Consider the following 21,606-nt stretch of genomic DNA (forward strand, 5'->3'; position numbering starts at 1 on the left):
GCGTGATGAAAGTCTGCGGTTCATGAAATCCATTGAAGACATCCAACTGCTTCGCATCAACTACCTGCGAGGCCCCAACATCTGGACTTACCGCCCCGTGCTGGAGGTCTGGCTGGACCTGGGGGAGCTGGAAGAACTGCCGTCGGACAAGATGCCCGGCTTCACCGACCGCCTGGTGGCCTTGCTGCCCGGCCTGGGCGAGCACCATTGCGGCGTGGGCGAGGTGGGTGGCTTTTTGCAGCGCCTGCATGGCGGCACCTGGGCCGGCCACATCCTGGAGCATGTGGTCATCGAGCTGCTCAACCTGGCCGGCATGTCGACCGGCTTTGGCCAGACCCGCAGCACCTCCAAGCACCGCGTTTACCGCATGGTGTTCCGGGCCCGCGACGAGCAGGTGGCCCGCACCGCGCTGGCGCTGGGCCACCGGCTGCTGATGTCGGTCATCAACCAACTGCCCTTCGAGGTGGCCCCCGCGGTGGCCACCATCCGCGAGCGCATCGACGACTGCTACCTCGGCCCCAGCACCGCCTGCATCGTCACCGCCGCCACCGACCGCGGCATCCCCCACATCCGGCTCAACGACGGCAACCTGGTGCAGCTGGGCTATGGTGCGCGCCAGCGCCGCATCTGGACCGCCGAGAGCGAATTCACCAGCGCCATCGCCGAGGGCATTGCCAGTGACAAGGACCTGACCAAAACCCTGCTCAGTTCCTGCGGCGTGCCGGTGCCCGAGGGCGAGGTGGCCGACAGCGCCGAGCAGGCCTGGGAGCTGGCCGAGGACATCGGTCTGCCGGTGGTGGTCAAGCCGTCCAACGCCAACCATGGCCGCGGCGTCACGCTGGACCTGAGCCGGCGCGAAGACGTCGAGGCCGCCTGGCGGCTGGCCGAGCCCGAGGGCCGCGAAGTGCTGGTGGAGCGCTTCATCCGCGGCGAAGAGCACCGGCTGCTGGTGGTGGGCAACAAGGTGGTGGCCGCGGCCCGGGGCGAGGTGGTCAGCATCACCGGCAACGGCCAGGCCACCGTGGCCGAGCTGATCGACGCCCAGGTCAACACCGACCCGCGGCGCGGCATCGAGGAAGAATTTCCGCTCGAAACCATCCAGGTCCACAAGGACGCCGGCGTGCAGCTGGAGCTGCAGCGCCAGGGCTTGGCACCCGATGCTGTGCCCGAAGCCGGCCGGGTGGTGGTGATCCAGCGCAACGGCAACGTGGCCATTGACTGCACCGATGACGTGCACGCCGACGTTGCTGCCACCGCGGTGCTGGCCGCCAAGGTGGTGGGCCTGGACATCGCCGGCATCGACCTGGTGACCCGCGACATCGCCCGTCCGCTGCACGAAATGGGTGGCGCCATCGTCGAGGTCAACGCCGGCCCCGGCCTGCTGATGCATTTGAAGCCGGCCGAGGGTGTGCCGCGGCCGGTGGGCCAGGCGATTGCCGACCACCTGTTTCCGCAAACCGACAACGGCCGCATCCCCATCGTCGGCGTGGCCGGCGCCGACGGCACCCACACCATCGCCCGGCTGATTGCCTGGCTGGTGCACCTGGGCGGCACCTCGGTGGGCCTGGCCTGCCGCGACGGCCTGTTCCTCGACAGCCGCTGTGTCGACCATGGCAACAACGCCCGCTGGGCCAGCGGCCACCGCCTGATGGTCAACCGCAGCATCCACGCCGCGGTGATCGAGAACTGCGCCGACCACATCCTGCGCGACGGCCTGGCCTACGACCGATGCCGCGTCGGTGTGGTCACCGATTTGTCGGGCGCCGAGGCCCTGGGCGAGTTCGACATCACCGAGTCCGACCAGCTGGTGAAAGTGCTGCGCACCCAGGTCGATGTGGTGCTGGCCGACGGCATGGCGGTGCTGAACGCCGCCGACCCCCGCATCGCCGACATGGCCCGTTTGTGCGACGGCGAAGTGATTCTGTATGCCCACGACGGCAGCCTGGCGGCCCTGGCCAGCCACCGCGCGGCGGGTGGCCGCACGGTCTGTTGGCGGCAGGACCAGCTGCTTCTGTCGCAGGGCGGCATCGACACCGCGCTGGCCCTCAGCGACAAGCTGCGTGCCTGGCGCAACGCCCCCGACTGGGCCAGCCGCCAGGCGGTGGTGATGCCGGCCGTGGCGGCCGCCTGGGCCATGGACATCTCGCTGGACCTGATTGCCGTGGGCATAGAAACCTTTGCCTGGTCGCTGCCCGAGCCTGCCCGTTCGGCATGAGCGCCCGCACCCAAGCCCAGGCCACACACACTAAAACAAGGCTGATCTGATGGAAGTCACCCGCATCCGGGCTCTGCGCGGGCCCAACCTCTGGAGCCGACACACGGCGGTGGAAGCCATCGTGTCCTGCCCCCCCACCGAACGGTCCATGGCCAGCCTGCCGGGCTTCGAGTCGCGGCTGCGGGCCCTGTGCCCGGCCATCGGCGAACTGCGCCCGGCCTCGCCCACCAGCCCGCTGACGCTGGCCCATGTGCTGGAGGCCGCCACGCTGGCCTTGCAGGCCCAGGCCGGCTGCCCGGTCACCTTCAGCCGCACCTCGGAGACCTCCGACGACGGCATCTACCAGGTGGTGGTGGAGTACAGCGAAGAGGCCGTGGGCCGGATGGCGCTGAAGGCCGCCTGCGCGCTGATCGCCGCCGCCTTGGCCGACACCCCGTTCGATTCGGTGGCCGCCATCGCCGAGATGCGCGAGCTGGACGAAGACGAGCGCCTGGGGCCCAGCACCGGCGCCATCGTCAACGCCGCGGTGGCCCGCGGCATTCCCTACCGGCGCCTGACCCAGGGCAGCCTGGTGCAGTTCGGCTGGGGCTCGCGCCAGCGCCGCATCCAGGCCGCCGAGATCGACACCACCAGTGCGGTGTCGGAAGCGATTGCGCAAGACAAGGACCTGACCAAAAAGCTGCTGCTGGCCGCCGGGGTGCCGGTGCCCCAGGGCCGCCCGGTGACCAGCGTCGACGACGCCTGGGCCGTCGCCAGCGAGGTCGGCCTGCCGGTGGTGCTGAAACCCCAGGACGGCAACCAGGGCAAGGGCGTGACGGTCAACGTCAGCACCCGTGAGCAGCTGGAACGGGCCTACAAGGCCGCCGAAGAGATCGGCCAGGTGATGGTGGAGAGCTATTTGCCCGGCAACGACTACCGCATGCTGGTGGTGGGCAACCACCTGGTGGCGGCCGCCCGGCGCGACCCGCCCAACGTGATTGGCGACGGTGTGCACACCGTCAAGCAGCTGGTGGACATGGTCAACAGCGACCCGCGGCGCGGCGATGGCCACGCGACCTCGCTGACCAAGATCCGCTTTGACGACATCGCGGTGGCGCGGCTGCACGCCCAGGGCCTGGAGCCCGCTTCGGTGCCCGACAAAGGCCGCCGCGTGGTGCTGCGCAACAACGCCAACCTGAGCACCGGCGGCACGGCCACCGACGTCACCGAGGACGTGCACCCTGAGGTGGCGGCCCGCGCGGTGGCGGCGGCGCGCATGATCGGCCTGGACGTCTGCGGCGTCGACATCGTTTGCGAGAGCGTGCTGCGGCCGCTGGAAGAACAGCATGGCGGGGTGGTCGAGGTCAACGCCGCGCCCGGCCTGCGCATGCATTTGTCGCCATCCTTCGGCAAGGGCCGGCTGGTGGGCGAGGCCATCGTCAACAGCATCTTCCCGCCCGGCAACGACGGCCGCATCCCGGTGGTGGCGGTCACCGGCACCAACGGCAAAACCACCACCGCCCGGCTGATCACCCATTTGCTGGCCAGCACCGGCCTGCGGGTCGGCATGACCAACACCGACGGGGTGTATGTCAATGGCCGGCAGACCGACAGCGGCGACTGCAGCGGCCCGCGCAGCGCCCGCAACGTGCTGATGCACCCCGAGGTGGATGCAGCGGTGTTCGAAACCGCCCGCGGCGGCATTCTGCGCGAAGGCCTGGGCTTCGACCGCTGCCAGGTGGCGGTGGTCACCAACATCGGTGTGGGCGACCACCTGGGGCTGAACTACATCACCACGGTGGACGACCTGGCGGTGCTCAAACGCGTGATCGTGCAGAACGTCGCCCCCACCGGTTACGCGGTGCTGAACGCCGCCGACCCCATCACCGCCGCGATGGCGTCAAGCTGCCCCGGCAGCGTGATTTACTTCGCCGCTGACCGCAACCACCCGGTCATGGCCACCCACCGCGCCCAGGGCCACCGCACGGTGTACGTCGACGGTGACGCGGTGATTGCCGCCGACGGCGCACGCCGCGAACGCATTCCCTTGCGCGGCATCCCCATCACCCGCAACGGCAGCATCGGCTTCCAGGTCGAGAACGCGATGGCGGCGATTGCCGCCGCATGGGGCGTGGGCCTGGGCTGGGACGCGGTGCGCAGCGGCCTGGCCAGCTTTCTGAACGACAGCAGCAACGCCCCCGGCCGCTTCAACATGATGGACTTCCGCGGCGCCACCGTGATCGCCGACTACGGCCACAACCCGGACGCGATGCGGGCCCTGGTGCATGCGGTCGAGGCCTTGCCGGCCAAGCGCCGCACCGTGGTGATCAGCGGTGCCGGCGACCGCCGCGACCAGGACATCCGCGAGCAGACCGAGATCCTCGGTGCCGCCTTCGACCAGGTGATCCTGTTCGAAGACGCCTGCCAGCGTGGCCGCGCCGACGGCGAGGTGATCCGGCTGCTGCGCGAAGGCCTGGCCGGCGCCCAGCGGGCCCAGCAGGTCAGCGAGGTGTACGGCGAGATGCTGGCCATCGACCAGGCGCTGGACCAGCTGGCGCCGGGCGACCTGTGCCTGGTGCTGATCGACCAGGTGGAGGCGGCGCTGGCCCATTTGCAGCAGCGCGTGGCCAACGGCTGAGCCGGCAGCCGCGGGCCAGCGTTTCGGTGCTGGCCCGCGGCCAAACCAACGGGGTAAGATTGCCGCAATGGCACGCTACAACACCCCATTTGAAATCCACGTGCACGGCGAAGTGCCGCTGCGCGACGAGGTGGGTTTCCCTGAAATTCAAGAGGCGCTGCGCCCCCTGTGGGCCTATGCCGGCGCCAAGTCGCTGGCCGACGGCGCCGCCAGTGCCTACGAGGAAGAACCCGGCATCCGTTTCGACGCCCCCGAGCATGTGCTGCAGATCTGCTGGACCGTGCCCGGTGACGAAGACTTCCGCCAGGCGGTCGACGAGATGTGCATGGCCTTGAACGACCTGGCCCGCGAAGGCGCGGCGCTGGAAGTCACCTTCTACGACAGCGACTTCGACGAGGACGACGAAGAGAGCGACGCCGAAGCCAGGGACGACTTCGCGATGTACTTTGTCGGCCCCACGCCGGCGGCCATCATGCAGGTCCAGCGCGACCTGCTGGTGCAGGACGTGGTGGGCATGATGGAGCGGCATTTCGACGGCTCTGAGCTGGGCGAGGTGGTGGGCGCGATCGACCGCTTGTTCGACAAACGCTTTGACGACCTGACCCATTCCATGCAGCTGGGCAAGCCACCGCGCGGCCCCGGTGGCTCGTCTGGTGGCGGCAGCCACGGCGGCGGCCGCAAGCCCCGCCACCTGCACTGAAGGCCAAGCCTGCGGCCGAGGCGTTTCAGGCCGGCGGCCTGAAACCCAGGCCGGCCAGGTAGGCGGCCAGGGTCTGTTCGCCCACCGCGGCCAAGCCAAACAGCGACGGCTCCAGCAGCCAGTTCTGAATCAAACCGTCAATCAGCGCGTGCAGGCCCTGGGCCGCCGCAGCGACCGGCATCGCCAGCACCAGCCCGCGTTGCTGGGCCGCCAGCGCCATGGCCTTGGCGGTCTGGTCGATGCACAGCTGGCGAATCGCCAAATGGCGTTGCCGCACCGCCTGTAGTTCGGCCACGTACTCCACCTTGTGGGTTGCCACCTCGAACACCCGGCGGGTGCGCTCGTCGCCCTCGGTCTGGCGCAGCGCGTCCAGCATGGCCCGGCTCAGGCCGTCCAGCGGGTCCAGCGCCGGGTCTTCGCCCAGGCGCCGGAAGGTGGCCTCCAGCGGCAGCGTGACCCGCTCCATCATCGCGTTGAACAAATCTGCCTTGTCCTTGAAATGCCAGTAGATCGCGCCCCGGCTGGTGCCGGCCTGGGCGGCGATGTCGCTCAGCGAGCTGCGTGACACGCCCTGGTTGTGGAACACCAGCTCGGCAGCGTCCAGCAGGCTGTGGCGGGTGGCCAGGGCTTCTTCACGGGTGCGGCGTGCCACGGCGGTGTCCGGTTGATGACAATGAAAAGGGCGCTGGCATGGCGGGGGAATTTACCAGAGCTTCAAATATACATTCACCAATGTATGTAAACTAAGGCCGATAAAAAATGAGGCCAAACCCTCGAAAACTTGGCCGTTTCGTTCCACGCCCACCCTGGAAACCCCCATGCGAGCCTGCCGTCCCCTGAATCCGCCATCCCCTCTGCATCGCCCGGCGCTGGCCATGGCGGTTTTGTTGACGGCCCTGCTGGCCGCTTGTGGCCAGGGCGCCGCGTCGGGCGCCCCGGGTGCCGGCGGGCCACCGCCGCCCGAAGTGGGGGTGGTCACGGTGGCGCCGGGCGACGTGGGCCTGGTGACCGAACTGCCGGGCCGGCTGGAGGCCTCGCGGGTGGCCCAGGTGCGGGCGCGGGCCACTGGCATTTTGCAAAAGCGGCTGTTCACCGAGGGCAGCAACGTGCGGGCCGGCCAGGTGCTGTTCAGCATCGACGCCGCGCCCTACCGGGCGGCCTACGACAGCGCCCAGGCCGGGCTGGCCAAGGCCCAGGCCAACCTGGCCCAGGCCAGCGCGCTGGCCGAGCGTTACGCGCCGCTGGTGGAGGCCAACGCCATCAGCAAGCAGGAGTACGCCAGCGCGGTGGCGGCGCAAAAGCAGGCCCAGGCCGATGTGGCCAGCGGCAACGCCGCGGTGCAGACCGCCAAGATCAACCTCGACTACGCCACCGTGACCTCGCCGATCGCCGGCCGCATCGGCCGCGCGCTGGTGACCGAAGGTGCCTTGGTGGGGCAGGGCGAGGCCACCCAGCTGGCGGTGGTGCAGCAGATCGACCCGATGTACGTCAACTTCACCCAGTCGGCCGCCGAGGTGATGCGGCTGCGCAAGGCGCTGGAAACCGGCAACCTGAAACGCGCACCCGGCAATGCCGCGGCCAGCGTGGCGGTGGTGCTGGAAGACGGCACGCTGCACAGCAAGCCGGGCCGGCTGCTGTTCAGCGACCTGTCGGTGGACCCCGGCACCGGGCAGATCACGCTGCGGGCCGAGGTGCCCAACCCGGGCGGCGTGCTGCTGCCCGGCCTCTATGTGCGGGTGCGGCTGGAACAGGCCCAGGCGGCCAATGCCATCACGCTGCCGCAGCAGGCGGTGGCCCGCTCGCCGGTGGGTGATTCGGTCAAGGTGGTGTTGGCCGACGGCAAGCTGGAGCAGCGCAACGTCAAGGTCGGCAATGCGCAGGATGGCCGCTGGGTCATTCTGGACGGCCTGAAGGCTGGTGAAAAGGTGATGGTGGACGGCTTCCAGAAGCTGCGTGGCCCCGGCCCGGTGACGCCGGTGGCCTGGAACCCGGCCGGTACAGCGTCGGCACCCGCGTCCGCGGCCAAGCCCGCCAGCGCCCCGGCGTCGGCACCCGCGGCGCCCGCATCGGCCCCGGCTTCGGCCGCCCGCTGAGAGGCCTCGCACCATGGCCTCGTTCTTCATCAACCGCCCCATCTTCGCGTGGGTGATCGCGATGTTCATCGCCGTCATCGGCGCGGTGGCCATCACCCAGCTGCCGGTGGCGCAATACCCGTCGGTGGCGCCGCCGTCCATCATCGTCTCCATGGCCTACCCCGGGGCCTCGGCGCAGACGCTGGAAGACAGCGTCATCAGCGTCATCGAGCGCGAAATGAACGGCTCGCCCGGGCTGATCTACATGGAGTCGGTGGCCCAGGCCGACGGCACCGGCACCATCACGCTGAGCTTCGAGCCCGGCACCAGCCCCGACCTGGCCCAGGTGGACGTGCAGAACCGGCTCGGCCGGGCCAGCCCGCGGCTGCCGCAGGCCGTGACCCAGCAGGGCGTGCGGGTGGACAAGGCGCGCTCCAACTTCCTGCTGTTCATCATGCTGTCCAGCGACAACCCGGCCTACGACCCGGTGGCGCTGGGCGACTTTGGCTCGCGCAACGTGCTGCCCGAAATCCAGCGCGTGCCCGGCGTCGGCCAGGCCCAGTTGTTCGGCACCGAGCGCGCCATGCGGATCTGGATCGACCCGGCCAAGCTGGTCGGCTACAAGCTGTCCTCGGCCGACGTGACCGCCGCCATCGCCAGCCAGAACGCCCAGGTGGCGTCCGGCACGGTGGGTGACCTGCCCACGGTGCAGGGCCAGTCCATCTTCGCCACCGTGGTGGTGCGTGGCCAGCTGAGCTCGGTGGACGAGTTCCGCAACATCGTGCTGCGCGCCAATGCCGACGGCTCCAGCGTGCGGCTGAAAGACGTGGCCCGGGTCGAGCTGGGCGCACAGACCTACAGCCCGCAGGCCCGGCTGAACGGCCAGCCTGCCACCGGCATCGGTGTGCAGCTGTCGCCCACCGGCAACGCGCTGGCCACCGCCACCGCGATCAAGAAGCGGCTGGACGAACTGGGGGCGTACTTCCCGCCCGGCGTCAAGGCCACCATTCCCTACGACAGCTCCAAGTTCATCAAGATTTCCATCAGCCAGGTGGTGGAAACGCTGCTGGAGGCGGTGGTGCTGGTGTTCCTGGTGATGTTTTTGTTCCTGCAGAACATCCGCTACACGCTGATCCCGACGCTGGTGGTGCCCATCACCCTGCTGGGCACCTTTGCGGTGCTGCTGGCGCTGGGTTTTTCGATCAACGTGCTGACCATGTTCGGCATGGTGCTGGTGATCGGCATCGTGGTGGACGACGCCATCGTGGTGGTGGAAAACGTCGAGCGCATCATGAGCGAAGAGGGGCTGTCGCCGCTGGCCGCCACCCGCAAGGCCATGGGCCAGATCTCGGGCGCCATCGTCGGCGTGACGGTGGTGCTGGTGTCGGTGTTTGTGCCGCTGGCCTTTTTCAGCGGCGCGGTGGGCAACATCTATCGCCAGTTCTCGGCGGTGATGGTCACCTCCATTTTGTTCTCGGCCTTCATGGCGCTGTCGCTGACCCCGGCGCTGTGCGCCACGCTGCTCAAACCGGTGGAGGCCGGCCACCACCACGCCAAGACCGGCTTTTTTGGCTGGTTCAACCGCGGCTTTTCCCGCACCGCCAAAAGCTACGAAAGCCTGGTCGCCCGCATCTTGAAGCGCGCCGCCCGCTACCTGGTGATTTACGTCGCCATCATCGCCGCGGTGGTGGTGCTGTTCGGCCGCCTGCCCAACTCCTTCTTGCCCAACGAAGACCAGGGCAACATCCTGGTCAACGTGCAGCTGCCACCGGGCGCCACCGTCAACCGCACCCGCGACGTGATGCAGCAGGTGGAGAGCTACATGCTGCAGCAGCCCGAGGTGCAAAGCATGGTCAGCGTGCTGGGCTTCAGCTTTGCCGGCACCGGCCAGAACGCCGCGCTGGGCTTCATCACGCTGAAGGACTGGGACGAGCGCAAGGGCGCCGAGCATTCGGCGCAAAGCCTGGCCGGCCGGGCCTTCGGTGGCCTGGCGGGCATCCGCGACGCCTTCATCTTCCCGGTCAGCCCGCCGCCCATCCCCGAGCTGGGCCGGGCCAACGGCTTTGCCTTCCGGCTGCAGGACCGTGCCGGCGCCGGCCACGACGCCTTGCTGGCGGCCCGCAACCAGCTGCTGGGCATGGCCGCCCAAAGCCCGCTGCTGACCGCGGTGCGGCCCGACGGCCTGGAAGACGCGTCGCAGCTGCGGCTCAACATCGACCGCGACAAGGCCAGCGCGCTGGGCGTGCCCTTCTCGGCCATCAACAGCGCGCTGTCCACCGCCATGGGTTCTTCCTACGTGAACGACTTCCCCAACGCCGGCCGCTTGCAGCGGGTGGTGGTGCAGGCCGACGCCCAGGCCCGGATGCAGCCCGACGACCTGCTGCGCATCAACGTGCTCAACAGCGCCGGCCAGCCGGTGCCGCTGTCGGCCTTTGCCAGCACCGAGTGGATCAACGGCCCGATGCAGACGGTGCGCTACAACGGCTATCCCACGATGCGCATCGCCGGCGAGCCGGCCAAGGGCATCAGCACCGGTGCGGCGATTGCCGAGATGGAAAAGCTGGCCGCCCAGCTGCCGGCCGGTTTCGCCTACGAGTGGACCGGCCAGACCCGCGAGGAAAAAATCTCCGGCTCCACCGCGATGGTGTTGTTCGCCTTCTCGCTGCTGGCGGTGTTTCTGTGCCTGGCCGCGCTGTACGAGAGCTGGACCATCCCGCTGGCGGTGATCCTGGTGGTGCCGCTGGGGGTGCTGGGCGTGCTGCTGGGCGCGCATTTCCGCGGCCTGGAGAACGACGTGTACTTCAAGGTCGGCCTGATCACCATCATCGGCCTGTCGGCCAAGAACGCGGTGCTGATCATCGAGTTCGCCAAGGAGCTGCAGGAGCGGGGGCTGGGCGTTGTCGAATCGGTGCTGCAGGCGGCCCATTTGCGTTTCCGGCCCATCCTGATGACCTCGATGGCCTTCATCCTGGGCGTGCTGCCGCTGGTGATTGCCAGCGGTGCGGGCTCTGCCAGCCAGCGTGCCATCGGTACCGGCGTGATGGGCGGCATGGTCACCGCCACGGTGCTGGCGGTGCTGTTTGTGCCGGTGTTTTTTGTCGTGGTGCGGCGGCTGTTCAAGGCCAAGCCCCACCCCGAGGCGGCCGCCGCTGCGCTGGCCGACGAAGGAGCTTTGCATGACTGACCGCCTGTTCCCCTCGGTGACGCGGGCCCTGCCGCTGGCCGCCGTGCTGGCCCTGGCCGGCTGCGCGCTGAGCCCGACCTACCAGCGGCCCGAGGCGCCGGTGGCCGCCAGCTACCCCGGTGCCGCCGCCACGCCGGCCGCCACCCCGGTGGCCGACTTGGCCTGGCAGGCCTTTTTCACTGACGCTGGCCTGCGCCGGCTGATCGGCCTGGCGCTGGACAACAACCGCGACCTGCGGGTGGCGGCGCTGACGCTGGAGCAGGCCAGGGCGCAGTTCCAGATCCGTCGCGCCGACCAGTTCCCCACCGTGGCGCTGGGGGCCACGGGCTCGCGGCAGGCGGTGGCCAGCCGCACCGCTGGCGGTGCCACCGACTTCATCACCACCTACACCGTGGGCCTGGCGGCCTCGGCCTACGAGCTGGACTTCTTCGGCCGGGTGGCCAGCCTGAAAGACGCGGCGCTGGCCCAGTACCTGGCCACCGACGAGGCCCGCAAGACGGCCCAGATGGCGCTGGTGGCGGCGGTGGCCAACACCTACCTGAATGTGCTGGGCGACGAGGCGCTGATGGACCTGACGCGCCAGACCCTGGCCACCCGCGAGGACTCGCTGAAGCTGACCCAGCTGCGTTTTGACAACGGCGCCTCGTCCGAGCTGGACCTGCGGCAGGCCCAGTCATTGACCGAGGCCGCCCGGGCCACGCTGGCCCAGCAGCAACGCCAGCGCACGCTGGACGAAAACGCCTTGACGCTGCTGGTGGGCCAGCCCCTGCCGGCCGGCTGGCTGCCGGCCACACCGGCGGTGCAGCTGCTGGACCAGGCGGTGATGGCGGCCGAGCTGCCGGCCGGCCTGCCGTCGGACTTGCTGACGCAGCGGCCCGACATCCGCGCCGCCGAGCAGCAGCTGCTGGCGGCCAATGCCAACATCGGTGCGGCCCGGGCGGCGTTTTTCCCGCGCATCAGCCTGACCGCCGGTTTCGGCTCGTCGAGCAGCGAGCTGTCTGGCCTGTTCAAGGCCGGCACCTTTGGCTGGACTTATGCGCCGCAGATCACGCTGCCGATTTTTGACGCCGGTCGCAACCAGGCCAACCTGGAAGTGGCCCAGGCCAGCAAGGGCATTGCGGTGGCGCAGTACGAAAAAGCCATCCAGACGGCTTTCCGCGAGGTGGCCGATGCGCTGGGTGGCCGCCAGGCCCTCACCGAGCAGCTGCGGGCCCAGCAGGCCCAGGCCGATGCGGAAACCGCGCGTTACAAGCTGTCGGACCTGCGCTACCGCAACGGCGTGGCCAGCTACCTCGATGCACTGGACGCCCAGCGTTCGCTGTTCAGCGTGCGCCAGGGCGTGGTGCAGACCCGCTTGCTGCAGTTGCAGAACCAGGTGGCGCTGTACCGCGCTTTGGGCGGCGGTTGGACCGAGCCGCCCGCGGCCATCACGACGGCGCAGTAACCCGGCAGCGACAGCAGCCCTCAGCGGCCCTGGAACTGGGGCTTGCGTTTGCTCAAAAAGGCGTCCAGCGCCTCGCCGAAATCGGCGGTGGCGGTGCTGGCCCGGAAGGCGTCGCGTTCCAGGTCGAGCTGGGTGGCCAGCGGGTTGTCGAGCGAGACCCGCAACAGCCGTTTGAGCTTGCCCAGGGCCAGCGTGGGCCCGTTGGCCAGGCGCTGGGCCAGGGCCTCGGTTTCGGCCACGATCTGGTCGGCCGGCACCACCTTGTTGACCAGGCCCAGGCGCAAGGCCTCGTCGGCCAGAAAAGTCTCGCCCAGCAGCGCGATCTGCATCGCGTTGCGCAGGCCCACCAGCCGCGGCAGATGCCAGGAGCCCGACACGTCGCAGTTGGCCGCCACGTTGACATAGGCCAGGTTGAACTTGGTGCCCTCGGCGGCGATCGCCAGGTCGCAGGCCATGGCCAGGCTCATGCTGCCACCGGCCACCACGCCGTGCAGGCTGGCGATCACCGGGGCGTTCAGCGTGGTCAGGATGTTCACCGCCGCGTGCATGGGCTCGATCACCGCCAATGCCGCGGCGCCGGGATCGGTGCGGAAGCTGGCCAGGTCGCCGCCGGCACCAAAGCCGCGGCCGGCGCCGCTGAGCACCACCGCCCGCACCGTGGGGTCGGCCTGCACCGCCTGGCAGGCCGCCAGAAAGGCCTGGGCGGTGGCCACGTCCAGCGTGTTGAGCTGTTGCGGGCGGTTGAACTGCAGGTGCACCACCGCGCCTTGGCGGCTGTGCAGAACGGGGGCGTTGGCTTCGCTCATGGGAACTCCGTGAAAAAGAATGGTTCAGGGTCAGACCGCGCTGCGGCCGGGGTCGATGGCCGCATGGCCTTGGGGTGTGCACAGGCCACGCACCAGCAGGTCGATCACCTGGGTGGCCACCTGCTGGGCGGTCTGGCTGCCTTCGGGCTGGTACCAGCGGCCGATCCAGCTCAGCGCGCCGGCCAGCGTGAAGGCGGCGATCTTGGGGTCGCAGGCGACGATGCCACCTTCGTCGATGCCCTGGCGGATCAGCTCGCGGAACTCCAGGTCCAGCGCGGCCTTGAAGCGGCGCAGCTTGCGCCGGCTGTCCAGTGGCAGCGGGTCTTCGCCGACGCGGATCACACACATGCCGAAGTCTTCGGTGACGATGCGGGCGTACTGGTGCATGGCGGCCACCAGCTTGTCGATGGCGCTGCCGCCGCGGGCCGCCTCCTGCTGGATGGCGCTCTGCAGCATCTGCAGGCCGATGTTGACGCACTCGAACAGGATCTCGTCCTTGTTCTTGATGTAGTAGTACAGCGTGGGTTTGCTGATGTGCAGGCGCTCGGCCACCTCGTCCAGCGAGGTGGCGTGAAAGCCCTTCTCGTTGAACATCTGGGCCGCCACCCGCAGCACCGCCTCGCGCTTGCTGGCGCGCAGCTTGGCCCGTTCGTCGGCCGGCTCCCAGGGGGAGACCACGGCCTCAGCGGTAGAGGGCCTCGATCTCGGCGGCATAGGTTTTGTAGATGCTGGCGCGGCGCACCTTCATGGTGGCGGTGACTTCGCCGTCGTCGTGGTCCAGTTCCTTGATCAGCAGGTGGAAGCGGCGGATGCGAGCCACCTCGGCCAGCTTGGCGTTGCCCTGGTCGACTTCGGCCTGCACCAGCTCGCGCACCTCGGGCGTTTCCACCAGCGAGCGGAAATGGGTGAAGGACAGGTTGCGGGTTTCGGCCCACTGGGCCACGGCCTCGTAGTCGATCTGGATCAGCGCGCCGACAAACTTGCGGGCGTCGGCGACGATCACACATTCCTTGATGAAGTGGCTGGTCTTCATCGTGTTCTCGATCTCGGAGGGCGTCAGGTTCTTGCCGCCGGCGGTGATCATGATGTCCTTCAGCCGGTCAACGATGCGCAGCTGGCCGTCCTGTTCGGCCACCACGTCGCCGGTGTGCAGCCAGCCGTCCACAATGCTGCCGGCCGTGGCCTCGGGGTTCTTGTAATAGCCCTTGAAGACCACCCCGCCGCGGATCTGCAGCTCGCCCACCTCGGACAGCCGGTGCTCCACGCCCAGCGTGGGCACACCCACGGTGCCAAAACGCACCTGGTCCAGCCGCTGGCCCAGCACCATGCCGCTGGATTCGGTCATGCCATACACCTCCACCAGCGGCACGCCCAGCGTGCGGAAGAACTGCACGATGGCCGGCGAAATGGGGGCCGCACCGGTCAGCGCCACACCCACCCGGCGCAGGCCGATGAAGTTCTGCAGCGCGCGGAAGATCAGGCCGTAGTAAAAGCCGAAGGTGAGTTTCTCGCCCAGGCTGCGCTGGTGCGCCGCCTTGTGGGCAAAGGGCGCGCAGGCCCTCAAGCCGGCGTTGAACAGCCGCTGGCGCAGCCCGCCCGATTCGTGCATCTTGATGGCGATGGCCGAGTGCAGCTTTTCCCAGATCCGTGGCACACCCAGGAACATGGTGGGCGCGACCTCGCGCAGGTCTTCCTGCACGGTGCGGATGGACTCGCCAAAGTCCACCCGCGAGCCGAGGTAGAGCGGCACAAAGGTGGTCAGCATCTGCTCGGCCACATGGCACAGCGGCAAATACGACAAATGCGAGGTGGTGGGCGACAGGCCCAGGCGCTCGATGACACCGGGCGCCATGGCCGCCACGTTGCCGTAGGAGATCATCGCCCCCTTGGGTTTGCCGGTGGAGCCCGAGGTGTAGATGATGAGCGCGGTGTCGTCCAGCGTCTGGCGGGCCAGCACGCCGTCGATCAGCGCGTCGTCCGCCGAGGCCTGGCCCAGGGCTTCGAGTTCGGCAAACCCGATCACCAGATCGGGCGCCAGGGCCCGTGTGTCGTCCAGGCCTTTCTTCTCGATGACCACGATCTTCTTCAGCCGCGGCAGCTGGTCGCGCGCCTCCAGCACCTTGTCAGACTGCTCCTGGTCTTCGCAGACCACCACCTCCGCGTCGGCATGGGCCAGCACGTAGGCGATCTCGTTGGTCGGGCTGGTGGGGTAGACACCCACCGTCACACCACCCACCAGTCCGGCGCCCAGCTGGGTCAGCACCCATTCAACGCGGTTTTCCGACAACACGCCCACATGGCCGCCGTCGGACAGGCCCAGCGCTCGCAGGCCCAGGCCCACATGGCGGGCGCGCCGGTGGTAGGCGGCCCAGCTTAGCGGCTTCCAGATGCCATGTTCTTTTTGCCGGATGGCCACCGCCTCGGCGCGGGTCTGGGCCTGGTGGCGCAGCACCTGGGGCAGGGTCAGGGAATAAGACAGTTCGGTCATCGCCGTGCTTTCAGGACAGCCAGCGCTTGCGCCGCTTGTAGTGCTTCAGGTCCTTGAAGCTCTTGGCGCCGCCTTCGCTGCCCACGCCGAGGTAGAACTCGCGCACGTCGGGGTCGGCGGCCAGTTTCTCGGCGGTGTTGTCGATCACCACCTTGCCGGTTTCCATGATGTAGCCGTAGTGGGCCACGGCCAGTGCGATGGAGGCGTTCTGCTCCACCAGCAGCATGGACACGCCGCGCTCGGCATTGATGCGGGCAATGATCTCGAAAATGGTTTCCACCAGCACCGGCGACAGGCCCAGCGAGGGCTCGTCGAGCAGAATCAGCTGGGGCTCGGCAATCAACGCCCGGCCAATGGCCAGCATCTGCTGCTCGCCACCCGACAAATAGCCGGCCAGGCCTTTGCGCCGCTCGAACAGGCGGGGGAAGTACTCGTAGACCTGGTCGAAGTTGGCGTTGCTGGCCTTGTTGCCGGTCAGCGCGTAGGTGGCGGCCAGCAGGTTTTCTTCGATGCTCAGGTCTTCAAACACATGGCGGCCTTCCATCACATGGAAGACCCCGGCGCGCACCAGCGCGTGCGGCGCCAGGCCCCGGGTGTCGGCGCCGTTGAAGCGCACGTCGCCGCGGGTCATCTCACCGTCCTGCAGTGCCAGCAGGTTGGAAATCGCCTTCAGCGTGGTGGACTTGCCGGCCCCGTTGCTGCCCAGCAGCGCGACGATCTGGCCACGTGGCACCGACAAGGACAGCCCGCGCAGCACCTGGATCGCCTTGTTGTAGACGACCTCGATGTTGTTGACCTGCAGGATCGCGTCGGTGCTGTCCATGTCCGTGCTTTCGACTTACTGTTGCAGGCTGATCCAGTCGGACGCCGGCACCATCTTCTGGGCCTTGACGTCGGCCTTGTAGATGCGGCCGATCGGGATGGAATTGCCCTTGATGGACAGCGGCACGCCGATCAGGCCGCCGGTGTCGAAGTTGCGGATGGAACTGAGCGCGATCTTCATGTTCTTGCCGGTGAGTTCGTTGCCGGCGTCCAGCGTGCGCTTGGCGGCCTCGGTCAGCAGCATGGCGGCCAGAAAGCCCTGGGTGTAGCCGGTGGTCTGGTATTCGGGGCGCAGCTTGCGGATCTTGTCCAGCATGGGTGCCTTGCCGTCGCTGTCGTCGTAGTAGCGGTAGGGCATCACGCCCAGAAAGCCGTCGGCGTTGGGGCCCATGCCCATCACGGTTTTCTTGTCCATGCTCCAGAAGGTGCCCATGAACTGGGTTTTCATGCCCAGGCCCTTGGCCTGGTTGATGAACTCGGGGATCGGGGCCGACACATAGCCGTGGAAGATGGTGAAGTCGGGGTCGGCGCGGCGCAGCTTGACCACCTCGGCCGACACGTCCACGCTGCCGGGTGGGGTGACGATTTCGGTGGCGATGTTGAGGCCCAGCTTCTTGGTGTCGGCGCGGAAGGCCTCCACCGGGTCACGGCCGAACTCGGTGTCGGAGTAGACGATGGCGACCTTGGCGCCGGGCTTGGTCTTGGCGATGTACTGCAGCAGGATGCCGACCATTTCGCTGTAGTCGGGGCCCATCATGAACTGCATGGGGTACTTCTGGGCGTTGCTGATTTCCTTGGCGAACGAGGCGCCGGTCATCAGGATGTTGCCCGAGCGTTCCAGCTCCGGGTTGACCGTCTTCACAAAGGCGGTGGAGTCGGCGTAGTACAGGCTGATCTTGTTCTGGCTGGTGAGCTTCTTGAACGCGGCCATGGACTGGTCGACCTTGTAGGCCGTGTCTTCGGCCACGTAGCGCACCTTGCGGCCCTTCACACCCCCGGACTCGTTGAGGATGCTCAGGTAGTCCTTGATGCCCTGGTCGATGGCGATGCCGGCAAAGGCGAACACGCCGGTCAGCGGCATCGAGGCGCCGAGCACGATGTCTTCCTGTGGCGCGGCCAGCTTGGCCTTTTGCGCCAGCGCGGCGGGGGCCACGGCCAGCAAACCCAGTGCGGCCAGGGCCGCGGTACACAGTGCACGTTTTGCAATCGTCATGCTCGGTTCTCCATTGGTGAAGTGAAAGCGGTGGCTCAGGTGCGGAAAGGCCACAGGTGGAACAGCCGGCGGATGCGTCGCCACACCTCGGCCAGGCCATGGGGCTCGAAAATCAGAAACAGCACGATCATCAGACCGAAGACGATGGTGCGCACCGGCGACAGCAGCAGCGCGGCCTGGTCGCCCAGCGGCAGCCAGCCCATGACGGTCTTCAGCACCTCGGGCACCAGCGTCATGAACACCGCGCCCAGCACGCTGCCCAGAATGGTGCCCATGCCACCGACGATGACGGCGGCCAGGAAGAAGATGGACATCAGCAGCGGAAAACTCTCTGGCGTGACCACCCGGAAGAAGTAGGCGAACAGCCCGCCCGCCACACCGGCGTAGAACGATGAGATGGCAAACGACAGCAGCTTGTAGGGCAGCAGCGGAATGCCCAGCACCTCGGCCGAGATGTCGCGGTCGCGGATGGCGATGAAGGCCCGGCCGATTCGGGTGCGGATCAGGTTGGCGTTGCCCAGCAGCATCAGCGCCGTCACCGGCACGATGACCCAGTAGAGCCGGAAGGAATTGTCCAGGTCCATGCCGAAGAACTGCGCCGGCGGCACGGTCAGGCCGCTGTTGCCCCCGGTCAGGCTGGTGAAGTGGGAAAAGCCGAAATGCGCAATGACGCCGGCCGCGATCGTTGCGATCGCCAGGTACAAGCCTTTCACCCGCAGCGAGGGCAGGCCCACCACCACGCCGGCCAGCATGGCCACCAGGCCGCCGGCAAGCAGGTTGAGCAAAAACGGCGAGCCGTAGCGGGTTTGCAAAATGGCCACGGTGTAGGCGCCCAGCCCCATGAAAGCCGCCTGGCCCAGGCTCACCAGGCCGGTGTAGCCGGTCAGGATGTTCAGGCCGGTGGTGCTGGCGACGTTGATCGCCACCAGACAGGCCAGGTAAAGCCAGTACTCGCCGGCCAGGAAAGGGAAGGCCAGCAGCGCCAGCAGCAGAATGCCCACCCAGACCTGCTGGGTCCGGCTGTCGAACAGCGCGGCGTCGGCGGCGTAGCTTTGTTTGGCGGAACCGATGCGCATTACAGCCTTTCGATTTCGTGGGTGCCGAACAGGCCGTAAGGACGGACCAGCAAGATCAACACCAAGAGGCTGAAGGTGGCCAGGATCTTGTATTCACCACCGAGGTAAAAGCCGGTCAACGCCTCCACCAGGCCCACGATGATGCCGCCCACCAGCGCGCCCAGCACGCTGTCCAGCCCACCGAAAATCACCACCACCAGCACCGACAGGCCGAACACCCCCATGGCCGACGAGATGCCACCAATGGAGCCGACCACGATGCCGGCCACACCGGCGATCATGGCCGCGGCCACCCAGGACAGCGAGAACACCCGGGGCACGTTGATGCCCATGGAATAGGCGGCGGCCTGGTCGGAGGCGGTGGCGCGCAGGGCCACACCGCCGCGCCAGAAGCGGAACAGCAGCAGCACCGCGGCGATCAGTGCCACCGCGATCCAGAAGCCGTAGAAGATCTTGGGCGAGATGAAGGCCTCACCGACCACGATGGGCTGGTTGGGCAGGAACTCGGGCAGGCGTTGCTGGTCGGCGGTCCAGATGAGTTCCACCAGGCCGATCAGCATGGACGACAGGCCCACGGTGACCATGAAGGAGGAGATGGGCGACTCGCCCAGCATGGGCCGGATCAGCGTGCGCTCGATCAGCGCGCCAAAGGCTCCTGACACCAGCAGCGCCCCCGGCACCGCCAGCCAGATGGGCAGGCCCATGCCGGCCGAGAAGGCAAAGAAGATGTAGGCGCCAAACATCAGCATGTCGCCAATCGCCAGGTTGACCACCCGGGTGGCCTTGTAAATCATCACAAAGGCCAGGCCGGTCAGCGCGTACAGGCCGCCGGTGCCCAGGCCGGCCAGGCTGATCTCGAACAACAGCCACCAGTCGATGGTCATGCGGCGCTCCCGGCGTTGCGCTTGGCGGCGCCGGCCTGCGCCACCTTTTGGAAGCGCTCGCGCAGCACGTCGATGTTGCCCGCACCCAGGTAGGCCTTGACCACCTCGGGGTTGGTCTGCACCTCGGCCGGCAGGCCGCTGGCGATGACCTGGCCGAAATTCAGCACCACCACATGGTCGGACAAATCCATCACCATGCCCATGTCGTGCTCCACCATCAGCACTGTCACGCCCCACTCGCGCCGCACCTCCAGGATGAAGCGCGCCATGTCCTCGGTTTCTTCGCGGTTCATGCCGGCCACCGGCTCGTCGAGCAGCAGCAGCTTGGGTTTCATCGCCAGGGCCCGCGCGAGTTCGACCCGTTTCTGCAGGCCGTAGGACAGCGCCGACACCGGCGCTTTGCGGATGTGGTCGATTTCCAGGAAATCGATGATGCGTTCCTCGATTTCCTCGCGCAGCGCGGCTTCCTCGCGGCGTGCCGCCGGGCTGTAGAACAGCGCGGCCAGCGGGCCGGTTTTCAGGTGGCAGTGGCGACCCAGCTTGATGTTGTCCAGCACCGTCATGCCGCGGAACAGCGCGATGTTCTGGAAGCTGCGGGCCAGGCCCAGCGCCGCGCGCTTCGGGGGCGGCAGCCGGCCGATGTCCTTGCCGTCGAACACCATGGTGCCGGTGGCCGGCGTGTAGAAGCCGGAGAGGGTGTTGAACACCGAGGTCTTGCCCGCGCCGTTGGGGCCGATCACCGAGGTGATGGAGCCGGGCTGCACGGCAAAGCTCACGCCATTGAGGGCCTTGACCCCGCCAAAGGCCAGGGTCAGGTTGTCAACGGTCAGCAGGGCGTCTTGGGGCATGCGGTCTCTGGTGGCAGCGGGACAACATTGGGGTCGAGACCTGTATGGCAGGTTTTCGACTCGTCAGTAACATCGCTACTTTAGTCATGCAAGCCAAGTCTTGCAGACCGGAATTACCCTGATGTCCGACCCCATCCCGCCCAGGGGCATGGGGCCGTTGCCGCTGCTCAGTGGCCGGCGTAGTCGTAGGGCCCGCCGCGCTGCAACGCGCGCTGGTAGGCCGGCCGGGCGTGGATGCGGGCCACAAAGTCCAGCAGCGCCGGGCGCTTTTTGCCCACCACGCCGCGGGCCGCGGCAGCCTCCAGCGGGAAGCTCAGCTGGATGTCGGCGGCGCTGAACTCAGATCCGGCAAACCAGGGCCGGTTTTTCAGCTCAGACTCCATGTAGTCCAGGTGGGTGGTGATCTGCGGGCCGATGAAGGCCTGGTTGACCTTGGCCGAAATCGCCTTGGCGATGGGCCGGATGAAGAAGGGCATGGGCGCTTTTTCCACCTCGTCAAAGATCAGCTTGAGCAGCAGCGGCGGCATGGCCGAGCCTTCGGCGTAGTGCAGCCAGTAGGTGTAGCGCAGGCGTTCGGGTGTGCCGGCGGCCGGCTTCAGCCGGCCATGGCCATGGGTGTCGACCAGGTACTCGACGATGGCGCCCGACTCGGCCACGGTGTTGGCACCGTCCACAATCACCGGCGATTTGCCCAGCGGGTGGACGGCCTTCAACGCCGCGGGGGCCAGCTGGGTTTTGGGGTCGCGTTCATGGCGCTGCACCTCGTAAGGCAGGCCGAGTTCCTCAAGCAGCCACAGCACCCGCTGCGAGCGCGAGTTGTTGAGGTGGTGGACGGTGATCATGGTCGGGCTCCGGTCGGGGTGGGGGGAATGAGGGTGGTCCAGGCAATCCAGGCGATGGCCACGGCCTGCAGTGGCAGCCGTGCCCACAGGGCCAGCGGCGGGAACTGGGCAAACAGCTCGGGGTTCAGCGCCATGTGCAGGTTGGCCGGGAACACCGCCACACACAGCGCAATCAAACCCCAGCCGGCCAGGCGCCGGGCCGGCGGCCACAGCACCAGCGCACCCAGGCCCATTTCGGCCAGGCCGCTGAGCCAGACCAGCTCCAGGTGCCAGGGTAACCAGGGCGGCATGATGGCCAGGTAGAACCTGGCGTTGACAAAGTGGTTCAGGCCGGCGGCCACGAAGAACAGGCCCAGCAGCCAGCAGCTGGCACGGCGAAGTCGGGTGTGCATGGT

General features: G+C 67.9%; 17 protein-coding genes. 6 read left to right on the forward strand and 11 right to left on the reverse strand.

Annotated features, from left to right (window positions below):
- The first annotated feature begins 22 nt into the window (after positions 1–22).
- The 3 genes from AC4BAR_RS10505 to AC4BAR_RS10515 all read left to right on the forward strand — a co-directional run bounded on the left by AC4BAR_RS10505 (position 23) and on the right by AC4BAR_RS10515 (position 5,532).
- Positions 23–2,215 carry a cyanophycin synthetase gene (locus tag AC4BAR_RS10505; RefSeq protein ID WP_490627806.1) on the forward strand — a complete coding sequence of 731 codons (2,193 nt, stop codon included), beginning with the start codon at positions 23–25 and terminating at the stop codon, positions 2,213–2,215.
- Between the two features lie 49 nt (positions 2,216–2,264).
- Positions 2,265–4,832, forward strand: coding sequence for a cyanophycin synthetase (gene cphA / locus AC4BAR_RS10510; protein WP_490627807.1), 2,568 nt, complete (start codon positions 2,265–2,267; stop codon positions 4,830–4,832).
- Positions 4,833–4,899: 67 nt separating this feature from the next.
- The gene (locus AC4BAR_RS10515; protein ID WP_490627808.1) at positions 4,900–5,532 is read left to right on the forward strand and encodes a DUF6806 family protein; all 633 of its coding nucleotides are present in this window, start codon (positions 4,900–4,902) and stop codon (positions 5,530–5,532) included.
- Positions 5,533–5,557: 25 nt separating this feature from the next.
- Here the strand turns inward: AC4BAR_RS10515 and AC4BAR_RS10520 are convergent, their stop codons facing one another.
- Positions 5,558–6,184: a TetR family transcriptional regulator gene (locus AC4BAR_RS10520; protein ID WP_490627809.1), complete on the reverse strand. Its 627-nt coding sequence runs from the start codon at positions 6,182–6,184 to the stop codon at positions 5,558–5,560.
- 223 nt (positions 6,185–6,407) lie between these two features.
- Here AC4BAR_RS10520 and AC4BAR_RS10525 point away from each other — a divergent pair, with 223 nt between their 5' ends.
- The 3 genes from AC4BAR_RS10525 to AC4BAR_RS10535 are packed head-to-tail and all read left to right on the forward strand — an operon-like array spanning position 6,408 to position 12,232.
- Positions 6,408–7,625: an efflux RND transporter periplasmic adaptor subunit gene (locus AC4BAR_RS10525; protein WP_490627810.1), complete on the forward strand. Its 1,218-nt coding sequence runs from the start codon at positions 6,408–6,410 to the stop codon at positions 7,623–7,625.
- 13 nt (positions 7,626–7,638) lie between these two features.
- Complete coding sequence (locus AC4BAR_RS10530; RefSeq protein ID WP_490627811.1) at positions 7,639–10,788, forward strand: efflux RND transporter permease subunit; 3,150 nt, start codon at positions 7,639–7,641, stop codon at positions 10,786–10,788.
- Positions 10,781–12,232, forward strand: a complete 1,452-nt coding sequence (locus AC4BAR_RS10535; RefSeq protein WP_490627812.1) for an efflux transporter outer membrane subunit — start codon at positions 10,781–10,783, stop codon at positions 12,230–12,232. Before AC4BAR_RS10530 ends, AC4BAR_RS10535 begins: the two co-directional genes overlap by 8 nt.
- 20 nt (positions 12,233–12,252) lie before the next feature.
- Here the strand turns inward: AC4BAR_RS10535 and AC4BAR_RS10540 are convergent, their stop codons facing one another.
- From AC4BAR_RS10540 to AC4BAR_RS10585, 10 genes are all read right to left on the reverse strand, one after another.
- Entirely contained in the window at positions 12,253–13,038 is a 786-nt protein-coding gene (locus tag AC4BAR_RS10540; protein WP_490627813.1) for an enoyl-CoA hydratase/isomerase family protein, read from the reverse strand.
- 30 nt (positions 13,039–13,068) lie between these two features.
- Positions 13,069–13,716 carry a TetR/AcrR family transcriptional regulator gene (locus AC4BAR_RS10545; protein WP_490627814.1) on the reverse strand — a complete coding sequence of 216 codons (648 nt, stop codon included), beginning with the start codon at positions 13,714–13,716 and terminating at the stop codon, positions 13,069–13,071.
- Between the two features lie 4 nt (positions 13,717–13,720).
- Complete coding sequence (locus AC4BAR_RS10550) at positions 13,721–15,526, reverse strand: AMP-dependent synthetase/ligase (RefSeq protein ID WP_490627815.1); 1,806 nt, start codon at positions 15,524–15,526, stop codon at positions 13,721–13,723.
- A 10-nt stretch (positions 15,527–15,536) separates the two neighbouring features.
- Positions 15,537–16,349 carry an ABC transporter ATP-binding protein gene (locus tag AC4BAR_RS10555; RefSeq protein ID WP_490627816.1) on the reverse strand — a complete coding sequence of 271 codons (813 nt, stop codon included), beginning with the start codon at positions 16,347–16,349 and terminating at the stop codon, positions 15,537–15,539.
- Between the two features lie 15 nt (positions 16,350–16,364).
- The gene (locus AC4BAR_RS10560; protein ID WP_490627817.1) at positions 16,365–17,561 is read right to left on the reverse strand and encodes an ABC transporter substrate-binding protein; all 1,197 of its coding nucleotides are present in this window, start codon (positions 17,559–17,561) and stop codon (positions 16,365–16,367) included.
- 35 nt (positions 17,562–17,596) lie between these two features.
- The gene (locus AC4BAR_RS10565) at positions 17,597–18,637 is read right to left on the reverse strand and encodes a branched-chain amino acid ABC transporter permease (protein ID WP_490627818.1); all 1,041 of its coding nucleotides are present in this window, start codon (positions 18,635–18,637) and stop codon (positions 17,597–17,599) included.
- Complete coding sequence (locus AC4BAR_RS10570) at positions 18,637–19,521, reverse strand: branched-chain amino acid ABC transporter permease (protein WP_490627819.1); 885 nt, start codon at positions 19,519–19,521, stop codon at positions 18,637–18,639. Before AC4BAR_RS10570 ends, AC4BAR_RS10565 begins: the two co-directional genes overlap by 1 nt.
- Complete coding sequence (locus AC4BAR_RS10575) at positions 19,518–20,369, reverse strand: ABC transporter ATP-binding protein (RefSeq protein ID WP_490627820.1); 852 nt, start codon at positions 20,367–20,369, stop codon at positions 19,518–19,520. Before AC4BAR_RS10575 ends, AC4BAR_RS10570 begins: the two co-directional genes overlap by 4 nt.
- Positions 20,370–20,536: 167 nt before the next feature.
- The gene (locus AC4BAR_RS10580; RefSeq protein WP_490627821.1) at positions 20,537–21,211 is read right to left on the reverse strand and encodes a glutathione S-transferase family protein; all 675 of its coding nucleotides are present in this window, start codon (positions 21,209–21,211) and stop codon (positions 20,537–20,539) included.
- Positions 21,208–21,603 carry a DoxX family protein gene (locus AC4BAR_RS10585; RefSeq protein ID WP_490627822.1) on the reverse strand — a complete coding sequence of 132 codons (396 nt, stop codon included), beginning with the start codon at positions 21,601–21,603 and terminating at the stop codon, positions 21,208–21,210. The genes AC4BAR_RS10580 and AC4BAR_RS10585 overlap by 4 nt, the downstream gene beginning before the upstream one ends.
- Positions 21,604–21,606 lie beyond the last annotated feature (3 nt).

It is taken from the genome of Rhodoferax sp. SPJ4 (assembly GCF_058216275.1).

Excerpts from the sequence above, each read along its gene's own strand:
- AC4BAR_RS10505 (WP_490627806.1), top strand. The coding sequence starts at position 23 with ATGAAATCCATTGAAGACATCCAACTGCTTCGCATCAACTACCTGCGA.
- cphA (WP_490627807.1), top strand. The coding sequence starts at position 2,265 with ATGGAAGTCACCCGCATCCGGGCTCTGCGCGGGCCCAACCTCTGGAGC.
- AC4BAR_RS10515 (WP_490627808.1), top strand. The coding sequence starts at position 4,900 with ATGGCACGCTACAACACCCCATTTGAAATCCACGTGCACGGCGAAGTG.
- AC4BAR_RS10525 (WP_490627810.1), top strand. The coding sequence starts at position 6,408 with ATGGCGGTTTTGTTGACGGCCCTGCTGGCCGCTTGTGGCCAGGGCGCC.
- AC4BAR_RS10530 (WP_490627811.1), top strand. The coding sequence starts at position 7,639 with ATGGCCTCGTTCTTCATCAACCGCCCCATCTTCGCGTGGGTGATCGCG.
- AC4BAR_RS10535 (WP_490627812.1), top strand. The coding sequence starts at position 10,781 with ATGACTGACCGCCTGTTCCCCTCGGTGACGCGGGCCCTGCCGCTGGCC.
- AC4BAR_RS10540 (WP_490627813.1), bottom strand. The coding sequence starts at position 13,038 with ATGAGCGAAGCCAACGCCCCCGTTCTGCACAGCCGCCAAGGCGCGGTG.
- AC4BAR_RS10550 (WP_490627815.1), bottom strand. The coding sequence starts at position 15,526 with ATGACCGAACTGTCTTATTCCCTGACCCTGCCCCAGGTGCTGCGCCAC.
- AC4BAR_RS10555 (WP_490627816.1), bottom strand. The coding sequence starts at position 16,349 with ATGGACAGCACCGACGCGATCCTGCAGGTCAACAACATCGAGGTCGTC.
- AC4BAR_RS10560 (WP_490627817.1), bottom strand. The coding sequence starts at position 17,561 with ATGACGATTGCAAAACGTGCACTGTGTACCGCGGCCCTGGCCGCACTG.
- AC4BAR_RS10565 (WP_490627818.1), bottom strand. The coding sequence starts at position 18,637 with ATGCGCATCGGTTCCGCCAAACAAAGCTACGCCGCCGACGCCGCGCTG.
- AC4BAR_RS10570 (WP_490627819.1), bottom strand. The coding sequence starts at position 19,521 with ATGACCATCGACTGGTGGCTGTTGTTCGAGATCAGCCTGGCCGGCCTG.
- AC4BAR_RS10575 (WP_490627820.1), bottom strand. The coding sequence starts at position 20,369 with ATGCCCCAAGACGCCCTGCTGACCGTTGACAACCTGACCCTGGCCTTT.
- AC4BAR_RS10580 (WP_490627821.1), bottom strand. The coding sequence starts at position 21,211 with ATGATCACCGTCCACCACCTCAACAACTCGCGCTCGCAGCGGGTGCTG.
- AC4BAR_RS10585 (WP_490627822.1), bottom strand. The coding sequence starts at position 21,603 with ATGCACACCCGACTTCGCCGTGCCAGCTGCTGGCTGCTGGGCCTGTTC.